A 21,414-nucleotide genomic window follows, 5' to 3' on the forward strand; every position below is an offset into this window, starting at 1 on the left:
CTTGCGTGCCGGCCCTTGCCGGCTTAGCACCAGCCGCGAATGTTCAAAAGGCGAGACTTCGATGTCTGAGGCTCCGTTGGATGCGCGACGCTCGCGGCTTATCGGCTGGCCAAGCCGCTTTGCGCCCCTTGCGGGACTGGTCACGATCCTCGTCGCGATCATCCTGTTTCTGCCCGGTCTGACGGCGCTGCCACCGATCGATCGGGACGAGGCGCGTTTCGTCCAGGCGACGAAGCAGATGCATGAGAGCGGCGATTTCGTCGACATCCATTTCCAATCCGAAACGCGCTACAAGAAGCCCGTCGGCATCTACTGGCTGCAGGCGGCTGCGACCGCGCCTTTCGGTGGAGCCGAGGCTCCGATCTGGGCCTACAGGATCCCGTCGGCGGTTGGCGCCGTGCTCGCCGTCCTTGCCACCTATCTCGCCGGTCTGTCGCTTTTTGGCCGGCGCGCGGCCTTCATCGGCTCGCTGCTCATGTCCGCCACGATCCTTCTCGGGGTCGAAGCGCGGCTTGCCAAGACCGATGCGGTGCTGCTGGCGCTCACTGTTTTTGCGCAGGCGATCATGGCGCGCGCCTGGATGAGCGGGCGGGGCGAGGCAGAAGAGAGCGCCGGACTGACAGCGCCGCCTTCGCGCGAGCCACTTTCCTGGCCGCTCGCACTCGCGTTCTGGATTGCGCTTGGCGCGGGGATCCTGGTCAAGGGCCCGGTCATCGTCATGGTCTGCGGCCTGACGCTGATTTCTCTGATGATCGGCTCGCGCTCGTTCGTCCCGCTCTTGCGTCTCCGGCCATTGCCCGGGCTCGTCGCGATGCTCATCGTGACGCTGCCCTGGTTCGTGGCGATTACGCTTCTCTCCGACGGTGCTTTTTTCGGGGATTCGATCGGGCATGATTTGATGGCCAAGGTGGCGAGCGGGCAGGAGAGCCACGGGGCGCCTCCGGGCACCTATCTTGGACTCTTTTTCGCGACGGCCTGGCCGCTCACCCCCTTCGCGCTCCTTGCTCTGCCTATGATGGTCCGGCAGTGGCACCATCCTGACATTTTCTTTTGTCTGGTCTGGATCGTGCCCGCCTGGCTCGTCTTCGAGGCGGTGCCGACCAAGCTTCCCCATTACGTCTTGCCGCTTTATCCCGCTTTCGCGCTCCTCGCCGGCGTGGCGATGGTCCGCGGAGCGATGCTCACCCGGGCCTCGCTGCGGATCATCATCGGGCTCTTGGCCGCGGCCGTTCCGGTCTTCGTCGCCATCGGCATCGTGGTGCTGCCGCTCTATCTGGAGAAGCGTCTTCCCGCCGGCGCGGATGTGGCGGCGGTGGCCGCCGCAGTCATGGGACTTCTCGCCGCCCGGGCGTTGACGAGGGGACGCGACGAGCGGGCCGTCGCCGCCTCGGTCCTTTCCGCCGCACTCCTTTATGTCGGGGCCTTCCAGCTGGCCTTCCCGGGTCTCGATGCGATTCGCGTCTCGGAGCGCGCGGTCGCTGAAGCTGAGAAGGTATCCTCGTGCCCCAATCCGGAGCTGGCGGCGACGGGCTACACTGAGCCGAGCCTCGTCTTCTTCGGGGGCACGGATGTGGTTCTCGGATCCTCCGAGGACGTCGCGAAATTCCTGGAAGAGCCCGGATGCCGCGTCGGTCTGGTCGAGGCGCGGCGTGACGCTGAGTTCCACGCATCGGTCGCTGCCGACGGGCTGACGGTCGTGCGCCGGGGCGAGGTCTCTGGATACAATTATTCGCGCGGGCGGCCGGTCACGGTCGGCATCTACGAAACGGCTCCGGCTGCCCAATGAGTGATTTTAAGGACCGCTGGAGCCTGACCGTGCGGCAGCATCTCGTGCGGGGACGCGAACGGGCGCTCGCTTTTTCGCGTCTTCTGAACGAAAGGCAGCGCGATCGCCGTCATCCGCCGTATCGCCCGACCCCGATCGGCGTTCTCAACGGCTTCGTTCTCGTCGGGAGCCTGCTCGTCGTTCTTTTCATTCTGGCGGATCCCTATCTGACGCTGTTTCAGGCGACGATGCAGCCGGAGGTGCGCGACTTCCTCGAATTCGTCACCGATATCGGCAAGTCCGACTGGATGCTGATCGCCACCGGCGGTTTTCTGATCTACCAGATTTTTCGGGATATCTCGGTGCACGGCATCAGGCGGCGCGCGGCTGTCGTGCGGGCCTCCGCGACGGCGACCTACCTGTTCGTCTCCGTGCTGGCGGCCGGTCTCATCGTCGTCGTCCTGAAATACGTGATCGGGCGGGCGCGTCCGAAGCTTTTCGACACGGAAGGTCTGGCCGCCTTCCATCCGTTTTCGTTCGATCCGAGCTGGGCGAGTTTTCCCTCGGGCCATGCGACGAATGTCGCCGCGCTCGGCGTGGCACTGGCGCTGCTGTTTCCGCGGGCACGAATCGTCATCCTGACCGGGGCCTTCTGGATCGCCGTCAGCCGTCTTGCGACGCGCTCGCATTATCCGACCGACGTGGTTGCCGGTTTTCTTCTCGGTGGGGCCGTGGCCTGGCTCACCGCACGCATATTCGCAGAACGCCGTCTCGTCTTTCGCCTGGACGCGGCTGGCCGCATTGAAAGGCGCCATGTGCACCAGAAAGGCACGTCATGACTTCGCCCCTCTCGCCGGAAGTCTCCGTCATCGTCCCGTGCAAGGACGAGGCCGGCAATATCGGGTTCCTGATCGACGAAATCGCAACGGCGCTTTCCGGGCGGTCCTTCGAAATCCTCGTCGTCGATGATGGATCCCGTGACGGGACCGGTGAAACCGTCCGCGCAAGCGCGCGCCAGCACCCGCAGGTGCGTCTGTTGCGGCATGAGACGAGCGCCGGCCAAAGCGCTGCGATTCGCAGTGCTCTCGAAGCGGCCAAGGGCGATGCTGTCGTCACCATCGACGGAGACGGGCAGAACGACCCGGCCTATATTCCCGCACTTCTCGATGCACTCTCCGCGAGTGGCGATCAGGTCGGCCTGGCAGCTGGACAGCGGGTCGGGCGCAAGGCGAGCTTTGCCAAGCGCTATGGCTCGCGTATCGCCAACCGGGTGCGGCGGGCACTCCTCGATGACCAGGTGCGAGACACCGGTTGCGGCCTCAAGGCCGTCCGCCGCACGTTGTTCTTGCGCCTGCCTTATTTTGATGGTTGGCACCGCTTTCTGCCCGCGCTGGTGCGGCGGGAAGGCTACGAGATCGCACTCGTCGACGTGGCGGACCGGGAACGGCGGCACGGCACCTCGAAGTATGGCATCTTCGATCGCCTTTGGGTTGGCATTGCCGATCTTTTCGGGGTGTGGTGGTTGGCCAGCCGGCGCAAGGTGCGGCCGCAGCTGAGCGAGGAGAACCTGGATGAGTGACGTGTGGAACTGGATCCACGAGGTCTTTGTCGAGCAGTTCAGTCTGTGGATTGCGCTCGGCTTCGTCGCCCAGTTCATGTTCATGATGCGCTTCGTCATCCAATGGCTGGCGAGCGAAAGGGCAGGGAGGTCCGTCGTTCCTGTGGCCTTCTGGTTCTTCTCGGTCTTTGGCGGGTTCCTGCTTTTTATCTATGCACTGCATCGGCAAGACCCCGTCTTCATCCTCGGCCAGGGTCTCGGCCTTTTCATTTACTTCCGCAACCTGTGGCTGATTTTCCGTGAGGACAAATCACCCATGAAAAGCGCCGGCTGAGGGGCTCTCAGCCGGCCTGCCACGCATCCGTTCGGCGGCCTGATGTCGATCAGGCTGCGATCGCTGCAAGAGCCTGCTCAAGGTCTGCGATCTGGTCTTCGACGGCCTCCAGGCCGATCTGAAGACGGATCACCGGGCCCGCCTGCCATGTCGTGACGCTTCGCGTTTCCCGCAGCTCCGCCAGAGTGGCCAGGCTCTCAAAGCCGCCCCAGGAAAAGCCGAGGCCGAAAAGACGCAGGGCGTTCAGGAAGGTCGCGGCTTCGTCTTCGGTGCCGGCCAGCTCAAAGGCGAAGAGCCCGCTCGAGCGACCGAAATAGCGCTTCCAATTGTCATGCCCTGGGCAGCTTTCCATCGCCGGATGAAGAAGTCGGGCGACCTTCGGCTGGTCTCTCAGCCATTTCGCCACCTCAAGGGCCTGACCTTCGTGCTGATCCATGCGCAGCTTCATGGTGCGCAGGCCGCGCATGGCGAGATAGATCTCGTCGGGGCCCGCCTGGATGCCGAGATTGGCGTGCGTGGCGGAGAGTTTTGGCCACATCCTCTCATTGGCGCTGATCGAGCCGATGAGCACGTCGGCATGACCGCCGACATATTTGGTGCCCGCCTGAATGGAGAGGTCGAAACCTTCGGCGATCGGCTTGTAGAGAAGCGGCGTCGCCCATGTGTTGTCGATCATCGTGATCGCACCGGCGGCCTTGGCGAGTTCGAGTTTCGCTCCGATATCGGGGACTTCGAAGGTGAGCGAGCCGGGGGCTTCGACGAAGACCGCGCTCGCACCGCCATCGAGGGCTGATTTCAGAGCCTCAAGATCCATCGGATCGTAATAGCTCGTCCTCATTCCCCAGAGCTTCAATGTCTGGTTGCAGAAGCGCCGCGTCGGCCCATAGACGTTGTCGGGCACGAGAATTTCTTCTCCGGCCGAGAGCGCCGACAAGATCGCGACCGTGACCGCGGCAAGGCCCGAGGGGACGAGGACCGTTCCGGAGGCTTCTTCAAGTTCGGTCCAGACCTCGTTGAAGGCCTCGATTGTCGGCGTGTTCATGAGACCATAGGCGTAGCGGCTCTCGCGTCGCCCTTTCATCTCGTCCACATCGTTGAAGAGAACGGTCGATGCCCGGACCAGAGGCGGATTGATGAAGCCGTGAAATTCCTTCGGGTGGCGCCCGCCGTGGGTGACGAGAGTTGCCGCTTTGCGGGGGGTGCTGGACATGCTTGTTTCGTCCTTGTTTTTACTCATGCGGATCTCCGCGTCATTTGATCGCCTCTCGAAATTGCCTCTGTTTGCCTCAGACGACCTCAGGGCCGCAGGCTTGACCGGGGCCAGTAGATAGCTTTCGATGGCCGCATGGACGGGGTTGCGTCAAGCGGCGTCTGGCAGGGAAGAGCGAGGCGGGGCTGCTTCGCTTTGGACGCATGACTGCAAATCATCGTTCTAAGAACCAAACCGGTGAACAGGAATCGTCATATGAAGAAATCCATCGTACCGCTCGTGGCCGGAGCGGCCCTCGCTGTGACGGCCGTCTCCGCGTCTGCGGCGACGCTTGACGACGTGAAGGCCAAAGGCTCCGTGCAATGCGGCGTGAGCCAGGGTCTTCCAGGCTTCTCGAACCCCGATGCGCAAGGCAATTGGTCCGGCCTCGACGTGGACACGTGCAAGGCGATCGCCGCCGCCATTTTCGGCAATGGTGATGCCGCGAAGTTCACACCTCTTTCGGCGAAGGAGCGCTTTACCGCGCTGCAATCGGGCGAAGTCGACGTTCTCACGCGCAACACCACCTGGACGATGTCGCGCGATACCGATCTCGGGCTGAACTTCACGGGTGTGAACTATTACGACGGCCAGGGCTTCATGGTGCCCAAGGATCTCGGCGTCTCATCGGCTCTGGAGCTTTCGGGGGCCAGCGTTTGCACGAACACCGGCACCACGACCGAGCTCAATGTCGCGGATTATTTCCGCAGCCACGACATGGATTACGAAGTGGTCGCCTTTGAGAAGGCCGACGAGGTCGTGGCCGCCTACGATGCCGGCCGCTGCGATGTCTACACGACCGATCAGTCGGGCCTTTACGCCCAGAAGCTGAAGCTCACCAATCCCGACGACCATGTCATCCTGCCGGAGATCATCTCCAAGGAGCCGCTCGGCCCGGCCGTTCGCCAGGGTGACGATCAGTGGTTCAACGTCGTCAAGTGGGCGCTGTTTGCGCTCATCAACGCCGAAGAGCTCGGCGTCACGCAGGACAACGTCGACGAGATGAAGAACTCCGACAATCCCTCGATCAAGCGCCTTCTCGGAACTGAAGGCTCGTTCGGCGAGTCGATTGGTCTCGACAAAGAGTGGGCGGTGAACGCGATCAAGGCCGTCGGCAATTACGGCGAGATGTTCAACCGCAATGTCGGCCCCGATACGGAGCTCGGCATCGACCGAGGGCTGAACAAGCTGTGGAGCGACGGCGGTCTGCAATACGCGCCGCCGGTTCGCTAAGAATAAACATGGGCCCGGCCGAGCGATCGGCCGGGCCCCTTGCCATCAAACCGGGCGCTCACGATCCGGGATGGCATGGAACCTGCTAGCCGAGGGGACATGGCTGTTCAGGACGTATTGCCGAGCCGAAAAGGCTCGAGTGGATTTTCTGCACTCAACGACCAGCGCGTACGTGGCGTGATCTTTCAGGTTCTCCTGATCGTCGCCATTGTCAGTTTCGCCTGGTGGATCATTCACAACACCGCCGCCAATTTGCGGGCACAAGGCATCGGTTTCGGCTTCGGCATTCTGCGGGATTCGGCCGGTTTCCAGATCAATCAGACATTGATCGACTACCAGGAAACCTCGTCCTACGTCCGCGTCTACTTCGTCGGGCTGCTCAACACGCTGCTTGTGTCCTTCATTGGCGTGCTCCTCGCCACGATCATCGGCTTCATCGTCGGGATCTCCAGGCTTTCCAGGAACTGGGTCGTCGCGAAGGCGGCCTATGTCTACATCGAGGTTCTGCGGAACATCCCGCTGCTTTTGCAGATCTTCATCTGGTATTTTGCGGTTCTGCGGCTCCTGCCGGCCAAGCGCGATGCGATCGACCTCGGACCGTTCGGGCTTCTCAACATCGCCGGCTGGTACGCGCCCAATCCGGTCCTCGGGCGGGGCTTCGCGCTCGTGGTGGCTGCTTTCATAATAGGCATCGTCGCAACTTTTGTTCTTCGCGCCTGGGCGAGACGGCGGCAGATGGCGACCGGTCAGATCTTTCCGCTCTTCCGCGTGGCGCTCGCGCTCATCATCGGGCTGCCGCTCGTTGCCTATTTCGTCGCCGGCTTTGCGTTCGCCAATCCTCCGTTCTCCTTGGAGTATCCGACGCCGGGCAATTTCGGCCCGCGCGGTGGCTTGCGTGTCTTCCCTGAATTCATCGGGCTTTTGATGGCGCTCAGCTTCTACACGGCCTCCTTTATCGCGGAGATCGTGCGGGCGGGGATTCTCGCGGTGCCGAATGGCCAGACAGAGGCATCTTACTCCCTCGGATTGCGGCCCGGTCACACTTTGCGGCTGGTGGTCATCCCGCAAGCCATGCGCGTGATCATACCACCGCTGACGAGCCAGTATCTCAATCTGACGAAGAACTCCTCGCTTGCGGTCGCGATCGCCTATCCCGACCTCGTTTCGGTTTTCGCGGGGACCGCGCTGAACCAGACGGGACGCGCGGTGGAGTTCATCCTCATCACCATGGCCACCTATCTGACGATCTCGCTTGTCACCTCGCTCTTCATGAACTGGTACAACCGCAGCGTCGCGCTGGTGGAGCGCTGAGCCATGTCCGATATCCAATCCGAAACCGATCTCGTTTATGTCCGCGACGAGATGCTGTCTCAGTCTCCGCCGCCGCACCGCGAGAGCGGACCCCTGGGCTGGCTGCGCAAAAATCTCTTTTCGAGCTGGTCGAACGCGCTTCTGACACTGATCGCGCTTTACGTGATCTGGATCGTCGTGCCGCCGCTTGTCGATTTTGCTTTGGTTCAGGCGGTGTGGTCCGGCGAAAGCCGCGATGTCTGCACCACGATCAACCAGGGCGGCATCCAGCCGAACGGATGGTTCGGGGCGTGCTGGCCCTACGTGAAGGACTATTTTGCCCAGTTCATCTACGGGCGCTATCCGGTCGAGGAGCGTTGGCGGGTGAACATCGTCTTCGCTCTCTTCATCATCGGCGTCGTGCCGCTCCTCGTCCCGTCGGCACCCTTCAAGGGCATCAATCTGATCTACATGGCCTTGGTTTTTCCTGTGGCCGCGCTCCTGCTTTTGACGGGCGGGCATATGGAGTTCGACAGCATGATCGGGATCGGGCGAGAGCTCGCACCGCTCGGAAGCGGCCTCGATTTCTGGATCGAATATGCGCTTTTGACCCTGGTCGTGCTCGGGATCGCTTTTGCGTGGGCGCGCGGAACAGGAGCTCCAGCGGGTGGGCTGCTAAAGCTGGTCCTGACGATGATGCTTGCGCTGGCAGCGGTCATCTTCGTGCTCAGCCTCGATCTCGGGCTTGAGTTCGTTCCGACGTCGATCTGGGGCGGACTGCTTGTGACGCTGGTCATTGCGATCACCGGCATTGCCGCGTCTTTGCCGCTTGGCGTCGTGCTCGCTCTCGGGCGTCGCTCCGACATGCCGATCGTACGCTTCGTCTGCGTCGTCTTTATCGAATTCTGGCGCGGCGTCCCCTTGATCACTGTCCTGTTCATGTCCTCGGTGATGCTGCCGCTGTTTTTGCCGGAAGGCGTTTCCTTCGACAAACTCCTGCGCGCGCTGATCGGCGTCGCCCTGTTCTCCGCCGCCTATATGGCCGAGGTCATCCGGGGCGGGCTGCAGGCGATCCCGAAGGGGCAATACGAGGGAGCGGACGCGGTCGGCCTTGCCTATTGGCAAAAAATGCGGCTCATCATTCTGCCGCAGGCGCTGACGCTCGTGATCCCGGGCATCGTCAACACCTTCATCGGCCTTTTCAAGGACACGACGCTCGTTTTGATCATCGGCCTGTTCGATTTTCTCGGCCAGATCCAGTCGAGCTTTACCGACCCCAGCTGGTCGACGCCGGTTCAGGCGACGACCGCCTATTTCTTTGCAGCCTGCGTCTACTGGATTTTCTGTTTTTCCATGTCGCGGTATTCGATCTTCACCGAAAACCGCCTTCGCACCGGCCATGCGCGTTAGGAGCCCCCTTTGATGAGTGATACCGAGACAAGCGCCCACATCTCTTCCGACGAGAATGGTGCGGCCGACATGATGGACCCGAACGCTGGTCCTGCCGTGGAGATGCGCGGCGTCAACAAATGGTTCGGCGAGTTCCATGTCTTGCGCGATATCAATCTGAATGTGCGTCGTGGCGAGCGTATCGTGGTGTGCGGGCCGTCGGGCTCGGGCAAGTCGACGATGATCCGCTGCATCAATCGGCTCGAAGAGCATCAGAAGGGCGACATCATCGTCGACGGGATCGAGCTCACCAACGACCTGAAGAAGATCGACGAGATTCGTCGCGAGGTCGGCATGGTGTTCCAGCACTTCAATCTCTTCCCGCATCTCACGATTCTGGAGAATTGCACGCTGGCGCCGATCTGGGTGCGCAAGATGCCCAAGCGCGAGGCCGAAGAAGCGGCGATGCATTATCTGGAGCGGGTGAAAATCCCCGAGCAGGCCAACAAATATCCGGGACAGCTTTCTGGTGGCCAGCAGCAGCGTGTGGCGATCGCCCGCGCCTTGTGCATGAACCCGCGCATCATGCTCTTCGACGAGCCGACCTCCGCGCTCGATCCGGAGATGATCAAGGAGGTGCTCGACGTGATGGTGGATCTCGCCAAATCCGGGATGACCATGCTCGTCGTCACGCACGAGATGGGCTTTGCGCGGCAGGTGGCGAACCGGGTCATCTTCATGGATGCCGGTCAGATTGTGGAGCAGAACGAACCCGAGCAGTTCTTCACGAACCCGCAGCACGACCGCACCAAGCTCTTCCTGTCGCAGATTCTGCATTGATCGCCGGGCAGGCTGGGTTTTCAGGCAGGCCGGCAGTGGCTCGAGCACGTCGAAGCCTTCGGCGCTTGAGCCGCTGTCGGTTGTCTTCAGCCTGCCGCTTGTGCGGGTTGGAAGCGCAGAAGGCGGAGAGTTGCTTCCTCAGGCGCTGAGACCGGTAGGAAGCTATTCAAACTGCTTGCGATTATGGCGGAACTGCGGACTTCGCAGGGCGTTTGAAGCGGGTAGCAGACACCCGCCAGGCCCATGACTTCAACCGATTCCGACGCCACTGCACGTCCCTCGGACGCGACGCCTCAGCAAGCCGACGCGCCTCCTGAGCCTCAGCGCCAACGCGCGTCCTGGCCCCTGACGGGCCTGTTTCTGATCGCTCTTATCGGCTCGCTCTATCTGGCGAAGGGGTTCTTCCTGCCGGTCGTGCTGGCGTTCCTGTTTGCGCTCGTCCTGAGCCCCGTGGTGCGTTTCTTTTCGCGGCGGGGGATCGCGGAGTGGGTGACGGGGGCGCTTCTTGTCTCATCCACCTTCATCATGTTCGTCGGCGGCTCCTACATCCTGAGCGATCCGATCGGCGAGTGGGTCGACCGTGCACCGAGCATTGCGCGAGAGCTGGAGCGCAAGGTCGGGCATCTGCGCGGTTCGGTGGCTCAGCTCGAGCGTGCCTCCAAGGAAGTCGACAAGATCACGACGGGAAAGGGCGGTTCGGCGCCCGATGCCGCCCAGGAGGTGGTGCTGCGCGAGCCTGGGCTCTTGTCGGATGTCGCGACCAGCACTCCCGATATCCTTGCCCGCGTTCTCCTCTGTCTCGTCCTGCTCTTCTTCCTGCTGGCGTATTCGGAGCTCTTCTACGTCAAGCTCGTTCGTTCGATGCCCTCGCTCAGTGATAAGAAGCGGGCCTTGCGGATTGCGCACGACATCGAGCGCGAGCTGTCGCGCTACCTCTTCACCGTCACCTTCATCAACACGATGCTCGGGATCGCGATCGGTTCGGGCATGTGGGTCATCGGCATGCCCAACCCGGTGCTTTGGGGCATCCTGGCGACATTGCTGAATTTCATTCCCTATGTCGGGTCGATGATGGGCATCGGCCTTTCAGCCGTGGTCGGCATCGTGACGTTTCCGACCCTCGGCGAAGCGTTCTACCCGCCGCTCATCTATCTCTTCTTCACCGCCATGGAGGGCAATTTCATCACTCCGATGGTGGTCGGACGGCGGCTTGAAATGAACCCGGTGGCGGTGTTCCTGTCGATCGCCTTCTGGGGCTGGCTGTGGGGTTTCGTCGGCATGTTCATGGCCGTGCCGCTTCTCGTGGCGATCAAGATCTTCGCGACGAATATCCCGAGCCTCGGGGCCGTGGCCGAGTTTCTCTCCGGCGATCCCCGGCGCGCCGTCGAGGAGCCCGAGGAGGCAGATGAAGCGAGCGCTCCGAGTGGGGGATAGTCACTTTTTCTGAGGCTTGGGCCTTGGTTGCCGCGCCGGCTTGGGCCGCGCCGGCTTGGGTTGCTGCGGAGGCGGGGAGGGCAGCTCTTCCGTCATCTCCTTGAGCGAGTCCGACAGGGCAAGATTCACCTGCGTGAGCATCTGAGCGAATTTCTCGCGGTCGGCCTGCTTCCAGGCGCCAAACAGCGTCTCGATGCGTCCAAGCCTTGCCAGGCGCATCGTCTCGGCGCTCTCGGCGCCGAGCCGTGTGCGCTCAATCAGGGTGCTGCGTCCGTCGGCCGGATTTTTGACGCGGCGGATCAGGCGCCGCCTCTGCATGGCGGCGATCTGCCTCGTGACGGTTGAATCGTCGAGGTCGAGGTGGTGGGCGAGGTCGGTGACGCTGGCGGGGCCTTCGCGCAATTGCAGCAGCAGCAGATAATGGGCGCGCTCAAGGGGATAGCCGCGTTTGCGGTGGACCGCCTCCAGCCTTCGCGCAAAGAACGCCAGTTCGCGTTCCAGCTTTTCGATCACCGCCGTCGTGTCTGTCATGCCGGCCTCCCGCTCTTGCGCGGCCTTATCAAAATACCTGTATTATACAACTTGTTCTTGGGTGCGGGCCGCGCATATGCCTGTATCATACACCTGTTTTTGACGTTCAGGATCCGCATGTCCGCCACTTCCGCATCTCCCCATTTTCTGGATCAGCCAAAAGCCGTTTGGGCGACCGCTTTCGCCTGTGTCGTCGGCTTCATGTCGATCGGTCTGGTCGATCCGATCCTCACCTCGATCGCAGCGGGGCTCAACGCATCCCCCAGTCAGGTATCGCTACTGTTTACCAGCTACTTTTTCGTCACCTCGGTGATGATGCTGGTCACAGGTTTCGTTTCCAGTCGGCTGGGCGGTCGCAAGACGTTGATGGTGGGGGCACTTCTCATCGTCGCGTTCTCCGCGCTTGCCGGAACCTCGCAGTCGGTTGGCGAACTGGTCGCGTTCCGAGCCGGGTGGGGTCTCGGCAATGCGTTTTTCGTGGTCACGGCTCTGTCCGTCATTGTCGCCTCCTCGCGTGGCGGCACGGCTGCAGCGATTTTGATGTATGAAGCCGCACTCGGCCTCGGCATTTCTGCGGGACCTCTCCTCGGCGCTGCGCTGGGCGGTATTTCCTGGCGTTATCCCTTCTTCGGGACGGCGACATTGATGGCGATCGGCTTTGTCGCGGTCGCAGTGCTTCTTCCGGAACTGCCAAAGCCCAAGGAGAAGATTGCGCTCTCTGCGCCTCTCAAGGCGCTTCGCCAGCCGGGTCTTCTGACGACCGCTGTCGCCGCGGCTTTCTACAATTACGCCTTCTTCACGGTCCTCGCCTTCGTTCCGTTCGTCCTGCAGATGTCGGCGCATGCGGTCGGACTGATCTTCTTCGGATGGGGGCTCCTGCTTGCGGTGTTTTCGGTTCTCGTCGCGCCACGTCTGCAGGCGCGGCTGAGCGCTCCGATCCTGCTTGCTGCGTGTCTCGTTCTCTTCGCCGTCCTGCTCATGGTCATGGCTTTCAGCTCCGTGGAGATCGTTGCCGCCTGCGTGGTGCTTTCGGGTGCCTTGATGGGGGTTTGCAACACGGTCTTTACGGAGATGGCGCTCGAAGTCTCGACGGTTCCGAGACCCGTCGCGTCCGCTGCCTACAACTTCGTGCGGTGGTTCGCTGGCGTCGTCGCGCCCTACGCGGCGCCGCTGCTGGCGGAAAGCTTTGGCGCCCATATGGCCTTCTATGTGGCCTGCGCCGCGGCTCTCATCTCGCCGGTCGTGCTCTTTGCCCGGCGAAGCAGTCTTGGGCGTTATGCCGGCGTTCGGCCTGAGGTCCGTGAGCCTCTCGGCGGCGCGCCAAGGATTGCGGTTCTCGCAGCGGTCGACGGGACAGACCATGACCGGGCGGTTCTCGAGCGGGCCGCCGAGATCGCAACGAAGGGCGAAACCGTCTTCGTCCTGCATGTGCGCCCCTTCGAGGTGGTGGACGAAGATGCCGTCGATGCCGAGAGCGAGACCGAAGCTACGGCTGTTTTGCAACGGGGGCTCTTCTGGCTCCGAGAGCAGGGGGTGAGCGCGGAAGGAGAGGTCTTGGAGGCGGGCGCCGTTCACGTCGCTCAGGCCATCCTTGCGCGAGCAGAGACGATCGATGCGCCCGTCCTTTTGATTGGCGAACGGCACCGGGACGATATCGGAAATCTCGTCCATGGAAGCGTTGCCGACGCGATGGAACGTCAGGCCGGACGGGGGCCGCGTCTCCTGACCGTGTCTGCGTCGGAGACCGGGTCCGTTGCGAGAGCCCACTGAAGATGGGCCGCAACGAAAAATGGGCCCGCGACGGCGGACCCATTCGTTTTAGCCCTCAGCTCACAAAGAGCGGCGAGTTACCGGCTCGTGCTTTGAATGAGCGGCGTGATGCGGCGAACGGCGACACGCCGGTTCGCCCGTTCCGCGGCCTCCGTCGGAACTTTCAGATATTGTTCGCCATAGCCTTGAGTGACGAGATTCTCCGGCGGAATATCGAAATTCTCCGACAGGACGATCGCAACCGATTCCGCGCGCCGGTCTGACAGCGCAAGATTCGACACGTCCGAGCCGACGGCGTCGGTGTGCCCTTCGACGAGGAAGATCTCGTTGGGGTTGCGCGACAGCACGTCTTCGATGGCCTGGCCGATCGCGGAGAGCTGGCCGATCTGGCTGCGTGTTATCGCGGCACTGCCCGTGTCGAAGGTGATCGAATCGAGATCCACGCGACGGAGCTTGTCACGGAGCCGCGAGCTGTCGCGGACCTCCTCCAGCGTATAAACTCTCTCCACGCTTTCGACCGGTGGAGCCATCAAGGCATCTTCGAGATCGCGTTCCGATGCGCGCTGCATCTCGACGATGTAGCGATCTCGCGGCATCTGCAGGTCGAGCGGAGGCAGAGAGCGTTCAAAATAACCCGGCTCATATTCGCGATCACGACGGTCGTAGCCACGCTCGTCGATCAGCACGACCTGGTCGCCGTCCGGGTACTGGCGGACGCGCCGGATGATCTCTCCGTCATAATCCCGCTCGGTGATGACGCGGACTCCATCGGGACGGGTCACGATGGTGCGCGTCCGGCCGCCGCCCAGCTCGTCGACTGAGACATCCCGCGCGCGGCGCAGAAGGCGGTCGGTTTCGCTGTCGGACCGAATGAGAAGCTGACCATTGCGGCGGACGATAACCCTGTCGCCCGAATCCTGAACTACGTCGCCTGTCGCAAAGGGCAGCATGAAGCCGGCAGCGCCGCGGGGAGGGCCACGCCGATCTCGCCGGTCATCCTCGACCGACCAGTCGCGACCATCCTGTCCACGACGACGGACTTCGTCACGATCTGGCCTATCCGCCTCCCGAACAGCCTCGCGCCGTTGCTGATGCAGTTTCTGGCGCAGCTCGCGCACTCTCGGATCCTCACGCTCGCCCGCAATGCCGAGCTGGGGCGTTGGGGAAGGGGCCGCGTTGCCTCTCGGCTCCGCCTCCGGCTGCTGCTGCACGTTGCGCTTTTGTGGTGCTGCGTCCGGCTTTGGCGGGGCTGGCGCCTTTGCGGGCGCTTCCGCGGGCCGCTGCCGGCGTTCGTTCGCCTGCTCCTGTTGCCGACGCAGGAATTCCGCTCCTGGACCTGCCTTCTCTCGGCGTGGATCTGCGGCATGAGGCTGCTCTTCGCGCCTTGGTGGCGCGGCCGCGGGCCTTTCTGGACGCGCCGGTTCTGCACGCTTCGGTGACGGTTGAGGTGCGGACTTCTGAGGCGGCTCCGCCTGTCGCTGCGGTGCCTGTTTTGGAGGTTGCTTTGGTTTTTCGGCCTGAGGTGCAGGCGCTGCGGGTTGTTTTGGACCCGGACCTTGGGGAGGCCTCTGAGGCTTGTTCGCCTGCGGTTGGGGAGCCTTTTGCGGAGGCGGGCCGGGCTGTCCGAGCTTTGGGCGGTCGGGGTTTTGCTCGCGCTTCTTCTCACCCTCGCCGTCGCCACGTCTCGGACCGATGTTGGGCGGCCAGTCGGGCTGGCCCGCCTGAGCAAGAACGGTCGGTCGCTCGACGCCGGCAGTAGCGGCGGAAGCGGTGTGGGCGAACGGCAGAGTGAGCGCCGTCGCCGCGAGTATGGCTGCAAATCTCATCGACGTATCCGTGTTCCGAGCCCCCTCGGACACGGCTAAATCCGCCGACGGCGAATTGTTCCCTCTTACGGTGAATTCGCGGGCGGGACGTGACTCGGCAGGGTGAAGCCTTCCGGGACCGGAAGCTGATGCTCCCGCCGGCCCACGGCCTCGAATCCGAGGCGCTGGTAAAGCGGCAAAGCTGCCGGGTGATCCATCGTGCAGGTATTCACAGTAACTGCTTCCGCGCCGCGCGAAAAAGCTTCGTTGACGGCGGTGCCGAGGAGCCAGGGCCCGATGCGGCGCCCCTTCCAGTCGGGCATGAGACCGAAATAGACGAGGTCGACAGTCGTGGGGTCGGCGAAGTTGAGCTCGAAAAAGCCGGCCGGTGCACCATTCCCGTAAAGAACCCAGACTTCGATGCCGTCGCCGTGGATGCGCTCGGCCAAGGTCGCATCGTCGAGCCCGTGCCGCTCGACCCAGAGATAGCTCCGACCAATCGTGGCGTAGAGATATCGATAGAAATGCAAGGGGCAGTTTTCGGCACGCATCAGCGCAAGACGAATGCCGGCCGGGGGCGGGGGAAGGTGTCGCGGAGGCGCACTCATCCGCAGATCCGTGATGGTCGTCGGCACCAGACGCGTCATTCGCTTCCCCGTTCGATGGGCGTATCGGTTCTGCCGCCCCATTCCGCCCACGAACCATCGTAAAGGGCCACATCCCGCTTGCCCGCAGTGGCCAGCGCGAAGCTCAAGACGGCGGCCGTGACGCCCGAGCCGCAGGATGTGATGATGGGTCTGTGCCAGTCGACGCCGGCCTGCTCGAAAAGTCGACGGATGGTGCCTGGTTCGGCCAGGCTTTTGCCGTCTTCCGCGAAAAGCGCGCCGAAAGGCAGATTGAAAGAGCCTGGCATGTGGCCGCTCTTGAGACCGGGGCGCGGTTCGGCCGCTTCGCCGCTGAAACGCGGCGCGGGGCGTGCATCGACCACCTGCGCATTCTTGTTGGCGATCGCATTGCGGACCCGCTCGAGATCGGCAACCGCGTCACGGTCGAACCGGACGTTAAAGGTGGTTTCGGGAGGCGAGGGTGTCTCCGTCTCCAGCGGCAGTCCCGCCGCGCGCCAGGCCGGCAGGCCGCCCTCGAGGAGCCGCACATCGGTGGCGCCGAAGATTTTGAGCGTCCACCACACGCGCGGCGCGGAGAAGCAGCCCATCCCGTCGTAGACGATGATCGTATCTTTCTCCGACAGTCCGAGCTTTCCTGCCGCTTCTGCGAAAGCTTCGCGGCTCGGCAGCATGTGCGGCAGGTCCGTGTCGGGATCGGCGATCCGGTCGATGTCGAAATAGACCGCACCGGGTATATGTCCGGCCCCGTACTCCGCCTTGGCATCGCGCGCATGGGCGGGGAGGTACCAGGAGGCGTCGATTACTTTCACCTTTTCGTCGGCAAGGTGCTCGTTGAGCCACTTGGGACTGACCAGCATGGTGCCCATCGTCAGCTCGCCAGCTGCAGACGGATTCGGCGGTTCTGGCGGCCCTTTTTCTCGATCTTGCCGATCTTGAGCGCGCCGATCTCTCCGGTGGAGCGCACATGGGTGCCGCCACAGGGCTGAAGATCGACCGAACCATCGGCGCCAATCGCCACGAGCCGAACCTTGCCGGAGCCGGTCGGCGGCTTCACGCTCATGGTCCGAACGAGGTCCGGGTTGTCGGCGAGTTCTTCATCCGTAATCCAGCGTGTTGTCACGGCGTGGTCAGCTTTCACGAGTTCGTTGAGCGCATCGGTCAGCGCGTCTTTGTCGATGGCATCCGCCTCGGCGATATCGAAATCGAGCCGGCTTTCCGACGCTCCGATCGATCCTCCTGTCACAGGGAAGGCGATCAGCGAGCAGAGGAGATGCAAGGCGGTATGCATGCGCATATGCGCGTGACGGCGGTCCCAGTCGAGGATGAGCTTCACACGCTCGCCCACTGAAGGAAGCTTTGTCTCGCCAGCCGGCACATGCACGATCTCAGATTTGTCTTCGCCATAGACGGTGGTGCCGATCGCCACCTCTCCGTCGGCGAAGAGAAGGCGTCCGGTGTCGCCCGGTTGGCCACCACCGGTGGCGTAGAAAACGGTCTTGTCCAGGATGACGCCGCCACGATCGTTGATGGCGACGACCTCCGCCTCGCATTCCTTCAGATAGGCATCGTCGCGAAAGAGAAGTTCAGTCGGCCCACTCACTCGGGCACCTCCTCGAATGGAATATCGATCGCCGGCGGCTGTGACAGCCAGGTCGGCACAGGCAGGTTCTTAGCGCGCAGGAAGTCGGGATTGAACAATTTCGTGGCGTAACGTGCGCCATGGTCGCACAGAATGGTCACGATACGATGGCCCGGACCCAGCTCGCGGGCCATGCGGATGGCCCCCGCGACATTGATCCCCGACGAACCGCCCAGGCACAGCCCTTCCTTCTCGACGAGGTCGAAGAGGACGGTCATCGCTTCCGAATCGGGAATGTTGAAGGGCATATCGACGGTCGCGCCTTCGAGGTTGGCCGTGATCCGCCCCTGGCCGATGCCCTCCGTGATGGATGAGCCGGAGGATTTGAGCTCGCCATGGGCATAGTAATTGAACAAGGCTGCGCCGTCGGGATCGGCGAGCCCGATCTTGATCGAGCTGTCCCGCTCTTTCAGCGCCATGCCGCATCCGGCGAGCGTGCCGCCCGTGCCGACGGCACAGATGAATCCGTTGAGCTTGCCATCCGTCTGCCGCCAGATTTCCGGACCCGTCGTCTCGATATGGGCGTTGCGGTTTGCGGTGTTGTCGAACTGATTGGCCCAGATCGCTCCGTTGGGCTCCTCTGCGGCGAGCCTCTCGGCAAGCCGGCCCGACACTTTGATGTAGTTGTTGGGGTTGCGGTAAGGCACGGCAGGGACCTCGATCAGGCGCGCGCCATGCAGACGAAGGGCCTGTTTTTTCTCCTCAGACTGCGTTTGCGGGATGACGATGACGGCGCGGTAGCCCAGCGCTTTCGCAACGAGGGCGAGCCCGATGCCCGTATTGCCGGCTGTCCCTTCGACGATGGTCCCGCCCGGTTGCAACAATCCACGCTTTTCCGCATCGCGGATGATGCCAAGGGCGGCCCGGTCTTTGACCGACTGGCCCGGGTTGAGAAACTCGGCTTTGGCAAGGATTTCGCAGCCGGTCGTCTCCGATGCGTGTCGGAGCCGCAAAAGCGGTGTGTTGCCAATCGTTTCCAGCACGGACGGTGTGATGGCAGCGGGCATAGAGTCTCCTCGCGTCTTGCGCTTGCGGCGGAACAGGGGTCGGCGCCGCAGAGTTATGGGGATAGCGCAGGCGAATGCACCTTCGCTCGGGGGTGTCTGTGTTCACATTTATGCCCCTCGCACGCGTCGTAAAGGACAATCTCGATTGCAAGCCTGGAGCGATCTTTAGGGTTTACTGGAACCAAGTGACGCCCTATCGAGATGCCTCCCGGCACCGGCCCGACCGCACGCCTTGGGGGGCAGCATAGCGGAAGGGTTTCGCGGGATAACCTTGGGTTATCGCGGGCCGGGCATGTTCTCGCACAAGGAACTCCCCCAATGGACATCAATCCTGACCGTCTGGGTAAGGTCGCGATCATTGCTGCGATCAGCTCGCGCGAGGAGGAAGAAGTCTTCAAGCAGTATATCGCTGCGAGCACGCGCTTGAAGCTCGGCATCACCTTTGTCAGCGGTATCCGCACGGATGTGACGAAGACATTCGTGAAGTCGCTCGTCGCCTGCGCTCTTCAGAGCCACATCATTCACCACCATCACAACGAAATCCACGCCGTCATCCATGCGGGTCTCGAATGCCTGAAGGGCGTCAGCTCGGACGTCGCGGCCGAATCGAGCCTGAAGCTCAAGGTGGCTATCGTTTCCGACGGAAGATGGCTTGCCATCGCTGCGCACGGCGAATCGGCTTTCCACCCCGAAACGAACCATGAGCGTATGGGGTTTGGGGTCATGCATCTCTAGAGGCGGAGCCTGACGCTTTCTGGATCCGCGTGGCGCGGGCGGGGGAGACCGCGCTCTGCGTAGTCCGCTTCACGGTCCCAGTTTGGAAATCCCCTCCGTCTTCAGCGGCCTCGTTTCGCTGGAGATCCCGTACCGACGCGTGAATGACCTGATCGTCGGTCGAACTCGCCTCCGTCCGTCCGATGGGAAGAAGCATTCTCTCGGCCCACCTTTTGTGGACGGACGTGCGCCGGCTCGGAGCGGATGCTGCCTCGATAAGGTGCGGGCCATTCGCTGCGCCACACCGGTCCATTGCGCAGATCGTGCCGGTCTGTTCTGCCGAAACGAGGCGCCCGGCGACATGCGGGCGCGAGGGAGCGCGGCGATTTCTGTTCACGTGATTGTACGTGCAAAATTATAAACGACGATCTCAATCGTGTTCAATTTGCGGCTGATGAGCAGTGAAAACGTCGCGTTTTCAGATATTTAGAATACGTCTTAGAAGTCGAAATTCACTGCCTGCACAACTCCGCCAGAGGGCGGTCGATCTGCCAAAAATCTTTGTGATCGTCGATCTAAGTATCTGAGATAAAAGAATAATCTATATTTGTACGTCTCGCTTATAATGATGCCATTTTGCCGCAACCCTTGGCCTGACAGAGGTCTGGACTCTTCGGCTCCATAGTGAGATATACGACTTAAGTCGGGGGTACCGATACGGGAACCCGGCGGGCCTTCGGGCCATGTGATGCTCCGCCTGGCGGAGATGTACTGCTCTTTCGAGAGCTAGTGATACAGTGATCAGGGGTGACGCCGACCGCTTCGCGGAGGTGAGCACCTATCTTCAGAGCCCCTCTGGGGCGTGTGATCTCGTGACTGGAGCAGCTTGGGCGCCCCTTCGGGGAGTTTCGTTCCATCCTTTGCTCAAACCCATTCCTCACCAGTGACTCAGTGTTCTCCGTGCCGGTGAACTCCTGAATCTCCTTGCGGCTTTCGGCGCTTACGGGCGCTTGAGGTCAACGGGGAATTGCGCCCTCGCGCCGCCCGCTACGAGCGACGTTCGGACGCGGCGAAATCGCCGATGCAGGCTTTGCGCAAGCTACGACCGTCATCAAAGCGCAGCCTGGGGAGGCGAAATGAGTACGAGATTATGCAAGCCCCTCAGCAAGTTACCGCGAACAATCCGGAGCAGACCCCCGCTTTCGAAGCCGGCGTAAGCGCAGTTGCCTGGCGCATCGGCTCGGCATTCCTCGCCGGCGCTTTGCTCGAAGTCGCAACCCATCCGAAGCCCGGCCTCGTAACGGCCCGCTCCAACGGCGCACACCGCGACATGGACATCTCCACCTTCATGGTGTCCTCGGCCGCGATCGCTCCCTGCTTTTTTCAATGTGCCGATGCTGGCCAACGTCATGAAGGGCAGGTGGGCAGCCTTCTCCCGGTCGTGCGCGGCATTGGTTCCCATTATGAAGGCCTGCTTCTCGCCGCCACCGGCGGCGTCAACACACAACGCGGTTTTCTCTTCTCCGCCGGTATTTTGAGCGCTGCGGCTGGTCTGCTGGCGCGCGAGCCGGCGGCCATGAGCGCCGATGCTCTCTTCGCGACTGCCGCCTTGATGGTCGATGGGCTTTGCGCCCGCGAGCTCTGCAGCCTTGACGATCGTGAGCCGGCGACCGCCGGCGAGTGGCTCTATCAACGCTACGGTGTCCAAGGCATCCGCGGCGAAGTGGAGGCAGGCTTTCCGACCGTCGCCGAAGCCGGGCTGCCGGCCTTCCAGGCGGCGCGCAAAAAGGGAGCGTCTGTCCAGACTGCTCTCATTCACACCCTCATCTCTTTGATGGCTGTCGCCGAAGACACAACGCTTTTGTGGCGCGGCGGCTTTGCGGCGCTCGACTTCGTCCGTGCGGAAGCCCGCGAGGTGCTTCGTCTCGGCGGGGCGCTGAGCGAGGCCGGCATGGCCGCGATCCGCCGTCTCGATGCGGCATGCATCACCCGAAATATCAGCCCCGGAGGCTCGGCCGATCTTCTGGCCATCACCTTTGGCGTCGATGCGCTCTTGAGCGGCCATCCTGCCCCCGGAGCCGCTTTCACCGACCGGCCCCTCATGGCGGGTCATTCCCCCAACCCCCCGAGGATCTCATGAACATCATTGTCTATGCCGGGATGGCCTACCTCATCACCGCAGTCATCGCTTTTGGCGTGATCGGCGTGATCGTCGGCATCTCCAAATTTC

19 protein-coding genes are annotated in these 21,414 nt (G+C 62.4%); 12 read left to right on the forward strand and 7 right to left on the reverse strand.

The window, feature by feature from the left end; all coding sequences use genetic code 11:
* Nucleotides 1-61 precede the first annotated feature (61 nt).
* The 4 genes from ACK8CP_RS04610 to ACK8CP_RS04625 are packed head-to-tail and all read left to right on the forward strand — an operon-like array spanning nt 62 to nt 3,657.
* A complete protein-coding gene (locus ACK8CP_RS04610) occupies nt 62-1,786 on the forward strand; it encodes an ArnT family glycosyltransferase (RefSeq protein WP_414833485.1) in 1,725 nt (574 codons plus the stop codon).
* Entirely contained in the window at nt 1,783-2,604 is an 822-nt protein-coding gene (locus ACK8CP_RS04615; RefSeq protein ID WP_414833486.1) for a phosphatase PAP2 family protein, read from the forward strand. The genes ACK8CP_RS04610 and ACK8CP_RS04615 overlap by 4 nt, the downstream gene beginning before the upstream one ends.
* Nucleotides 2,601-3,344, forward strand: coding sequence for a glycosyltransferase family 2 protein (locus tag ACK8CP_RS04620; RefSeq protein WP_414833487.1), 744 nt, complete (start codon nt 2,601-2,603; stop codon nt 3,342-3,344). The genes ACK8CP_RS04615 and ACK8CP_RS04620 overlap by 4 nt, the downstream gene beginning before the upstream one ends.
* Nucleotides 3,337-3,657, forward strand: a complete 321-nt coding sequence (locus tag ACK8CP_RS04625) for a lipid-A-disaccharide synthase N-terminal domain-containing protein (RefSeq protein WP_234628183.1) — start codon at nt 3,337-3,339, stop codon at nt 3,655-3,657. Before ACK8CP_RS04620 ends, ACK8CP_RS04625 begins: the two co-directional genes overlap by 8 nt.
* Nucleotides 3,658-3,706: 49 nt before the next feature.
* Here the strand turns inward: ACK8CP_RS04625 and metC are convergent, their stop codons facing one another.
* Entirely contained in the window at nt 3,707-4,867 is a 1,161-nt protein-coding gene (gene metC / locus ACK8CP_RS04630; RefSeq protein WP_414833488.1) for a cystathionine beta-lyase, read from the reverse strand.
* A gap of 255 nt (nt 4,868-5,122) precedes the next feature.
* Here metC and ACK8CP_RS04635 point away from each other — a divergent pair, with 255 nt between their 5' ends.
* The 5 genes from ACK8CP_RS04635 to ACK8CP_RS04655 all read left to right on the forward strand — a co-directional run bounded on the left by ACK8CP_RS04635 (nt 5,123) and on the right by ACK8CP_RS04655 (nt 11,092).
* On the forward strand, nt 5,123-6,139 hold the full coding sequence (locus ACK8CP_RS04635; protein WP_414833489.1) for an amino acid ABC transporter substrate-binding protein: 1,017 nt from the start codon (nt 5,123-5,125) through the stop codon (nt 6,137-6,139).
* Between the two features lie 99 nt (nt 6,140-6,238).
* Nucleotides 6,239-7,450 (forward strand): amino acid ABC transporter permease, encoded by a 1,212-nt coding sequence (locus ACK8CP_RS04640; RefSeq protein WP_414833490.1) that lies wholly within the window; start codon nt 6,239-6,241, stop codon nt 7,448-7,450.
* 3 nt (nt 7,451-7,453) lie between these two features.
* Nucleotides 7,454-8,839, forward strand: coding sequence for an amino acid ABC transporter permease (locus ACK8CP_RS04645; protein WP_234628179.1), 1,386 nt, complete (start codon nt 7,454-7,456; stop codon nt 8,837-8,839).
* A gap of 69 nt (nt 8,840-8,908) precedes the next feature.
* On the forward strand, nt 8,909-9,658 hold the full coding sequence (locus tag ACK8CP_RS04650; RefSeq protein ID WP_274605725.1) for an amino acid ABC transporter ATP-binding protein: 750 nt from the start codon (nt 8,909-8,911) through the stop codon (nt 9,656-9,658).
* Nucleotides 9,659-9,901: 243 nt separating this feature from the next.
* Nucleotides 9,902-11,092, forward strand: coding sequence for an AI-2E family transporter (locus tag ACK8CP_RS04655; RefSeq protein WP_414833491.1), 1,191 nt, complete (start codon nt 9,902-9,904; stop codon nt 11,090-11,092).
* On the opposite strand, the gene ACK8CP_RS04660 is transcribed toward ACK8CP_RS04655, so the two are convergent.
* Nucleotides 11,093-11,605 (reverse strand): MarR family winged helix-turn-helix transcriptional regulator, encoded by a 513-nt coding sequence (locus ACK8CP_RS04660; RefSeq protein WP_414833492.1) that lies wholly within the window; start codon nt 11,603-11,605, stop codon nt 11,093-11,095.
* 135 nt (nt 11,606-11,740) lie between these two features.
* On the opposite strand from ACK8CP_RS04660, the gene ACK8CP_RS04665 reads away from it, so the two are divergent.
* Complete coding sequence (locus tag ACK8CP_RS04665) at nt 11,741-13,393, forward strand: MFS transporter (protein ID WP_414833493.1); 1,653 nt, start codon at nt 11,741-11,743, stop codon at nt 13,391-13,393.
* Nucleotides 13,394-13,470: 77 nt separating this feature from the next.
* Here ACK8CP_RS04665 and ACK8CP_RS04670 read toward each other — a convergent pair whose 3' ends face one another.
* The 5 genes from ACK8CP_RS04670 to ACK8CP_RS04690 all read right to left on the reverse strand — a co-directional run bounded on the left by ACK8CP_RS04670 (nt 13,471) and on the right by ACK8CP_RS04690 (nt 18,470).
* A complete protein-coding gene (locus tag ACK8CP_RS04670; protein ID WP_414833494.1) occupies nt 13,471-14,511 on the reverse strand; it encodes an OmpA family protein in 1,041 nt (346 codons plus the stop codon).
* A gap of 773 nt (nt 14,512-15,284) precedes the next feature.
* Entirely contained in the window at nt 15,285-15,845 is a 561-nt protein-coding gene (locus tag ACK8CP_RS04675) for a GNAT family N-acetyltransferase (RefSeq protein WP_414833495.1), read from the reverse strand.
* Nucleotides 15,842-16,681, reverse strand: coding sequence for a 3-mercaptopyruvate sulfurtransferase (sseA, locus tag ACK8CP_RS04680; protein WP_414833496.1), 840 nt, complete (start codon nt 16,679-16,681; stop codon nt 15,842-15,844). Before sseA ends, ACK8CP_RS04675 begins: the two co-directional genes overlap by 4 nt.
* An 11-nt stretch (nt 16,682-16,692) precedes the next feature.
* Complete coding sequence (locus ACK8CP_RS04685) at nt 16,693-17,424, reverse strand: alanyl-tRNA editing protein (RefSeq protein WP_414833497.1); 732 nt, start codon at nt 17,422-17,424, stop codon at nt 16,693-16,695.
* The gene (locus ACK8CP_RS04690; protein ID WP_414833498.1) at nt 17,421-18,470 is read right to left on the reverse strand and encodes a cysteine synthase A; all 1,050 of its coding nucleotides are present in this window, start codon (nt 18,468-18,470) and stop codon (nt 17,421-17,423) included. Before ACK8CP_RS04690 ends, ACK8CP_RS04685 begins: the two co-directional genes overlap by 4 nt.
* Nucleotides 18,471-18,788: 318 nt before the next feature.
* Between ACK8CP_RS04690 and ACK8CP_RS04695 the strand changes: the two genes are divergently transcribed.
* On the forward strand, nt 18,789-19,205 hold the full coding sequence (locus ACK8CP_RS04695; RefSeq protein WP_092816060.1) for a HutP family protein: 417 nt from the start codon (nt 18,789-18,791) through the stop codon (nt 19,203-19,205).
* Between the two features lie 1,129 nt (nt 19,206-20,334).
* Nucleotides 20,335-21,324 (forward strand): triphosphoribosyl-dephospho-CoA synthase MdcB, encoded by a 990-nt coding sequence (gene mdcB / locus ACK8CP_RS04700; protein WP_414833499.1) that lies wholly within the window; start codon nt 20,335-20,337, stop codon nt 21,322-21,324.
* The last annotated feature ends 90 nt before the right edge of the window (nt 21,325-21,414 follow it).

The sequence above is a fragment of the Afifella sp. YEN Y35 genome, from assembly GCF_047553465.1.
Classification (GTDB): domain Bacteria; phylum Pseudomonadota; class Alphaproteobacteria; order Rhizobiales; family Afifellaceae; genus Afifella; species Afifella aestuarii.

Excerpts from the sequence above, each read along its gene's own strand:
- ACK8CP_RS04610 (WP_414833485.1), top strand. The coding sequence starts at position 62 with ATGTCTGAGGCTCCGTTGGATGCGCGACGCTCGCGGCTTATCGGCTGG.
- ACK8CP_RS04615 (WP_414833486.1), top strand. The coding sequence starts at position 1,783 with ATGAGTGATTTTAAGGACCGCTGGAGCCTGACCGTGCGGCAGCATCTC.
- ACK8CP_RS04620 (WP_414833487.1), top strand. The coding sequence starts at position 2,601 with ATGACTTCGCCCCTCTCGCCGGAAGTCTCCGTCATCGTCCCGTGCAAG.
- ACK8CP_RS04625 (WP_234628183.1), top strand. The coding sequence starts at position 3,337 with ATGAGTGACGTGTGGAACTGGATCCACGAGGTCTTTGTCGAGCAGTTC.
- metC (WP_414833488.1), bottom strand. The coding sequence starts at position 4,867 with ATGTCCAGCACCCCCCGCAAAGCGGCAACTCTCGTCACCCACGGCGGG.
- ACK8CP_RS04635 (WP_414833489.1), top strand. The coding sequence starts at position 5,123 with ATGAAGAAATCCATCGTACCGCTCGTGGCCGGAGCGGCCCTCGCTGTG.
- ACK8CP_RS04640 (WP_414833490.1), top strand. The coding sequence starts at position 6,239 with ATGGCTGTTCAGGACGTATTGCCGAGCCGAAAAGGCTCGAGTGGATTT.
- ACK8CP_RS04645 (WP_234628179.1), top strand. The coding sequence starts at position 7,454 with ATGTCCGATATCCAATCCGAAACCGATCTCGTTTATGTCCGCGACGAG.
- ACK8CP_RS04650 (WP_274605725.1), top strand. The coding sequence starts at position 8,909 with ATGATGGACCCGAACGCTGGTCCTGCCGTGGAGATGCGCGGCGTCAAC.
- ACK8CP_RS04655 (WP_414833491.1), top strand. The coding sequence starts at position 9,902 with ATGACTTCAACCGATTCCGACGCCACTGCACGTCCCTCGGACGCGACG.
- ACK8CP_RS04665 (WP_414833493.1), top strand. The coding sequence starts at position 11,741 with ATGTCCGCCACTTCCGCATCTCCCCATTTTCTGGATCAGCCAAAAGCC.
- ACK8CP_RS04675 (WP_414833495.1), bottom strand. The coding sequence starts at position 15,845 with ATGACGCGTCTGGTGCCGACGACCATCACGGATCTGCGGATGAGTGCG.
- sseA (WP_414833496.1), bottom strand. The coding sequence starts at position 16,681 with ATGCTGGTCAGTCCCAAGTGGCTCAACGAGCACCTTGCCGACGAAAAG.
- ACK8CP_RS04690 (WP_414833498.1), bottom strand. The coding sequence starts at position 18,470 with ATGCCCGCTGCCATCACACCGTCCGTGCTGGAAACGATTGGCAACACA.
- ACK8CP_RS04695 (WP_092816060.1), top strand. The coding sequence starts at position 18,789 with ATGGACATCAATCCTGACCGTCTGGGTAAGGTCGCGATCATTGCTGCG.
- mdcB (WP_414833499.1), top strand. The coding sequence starts at position 20,335 with ATGCAAGCCCCTCAGCAAGTTACCGCGAACAATCCGGAGCAGACCCCC.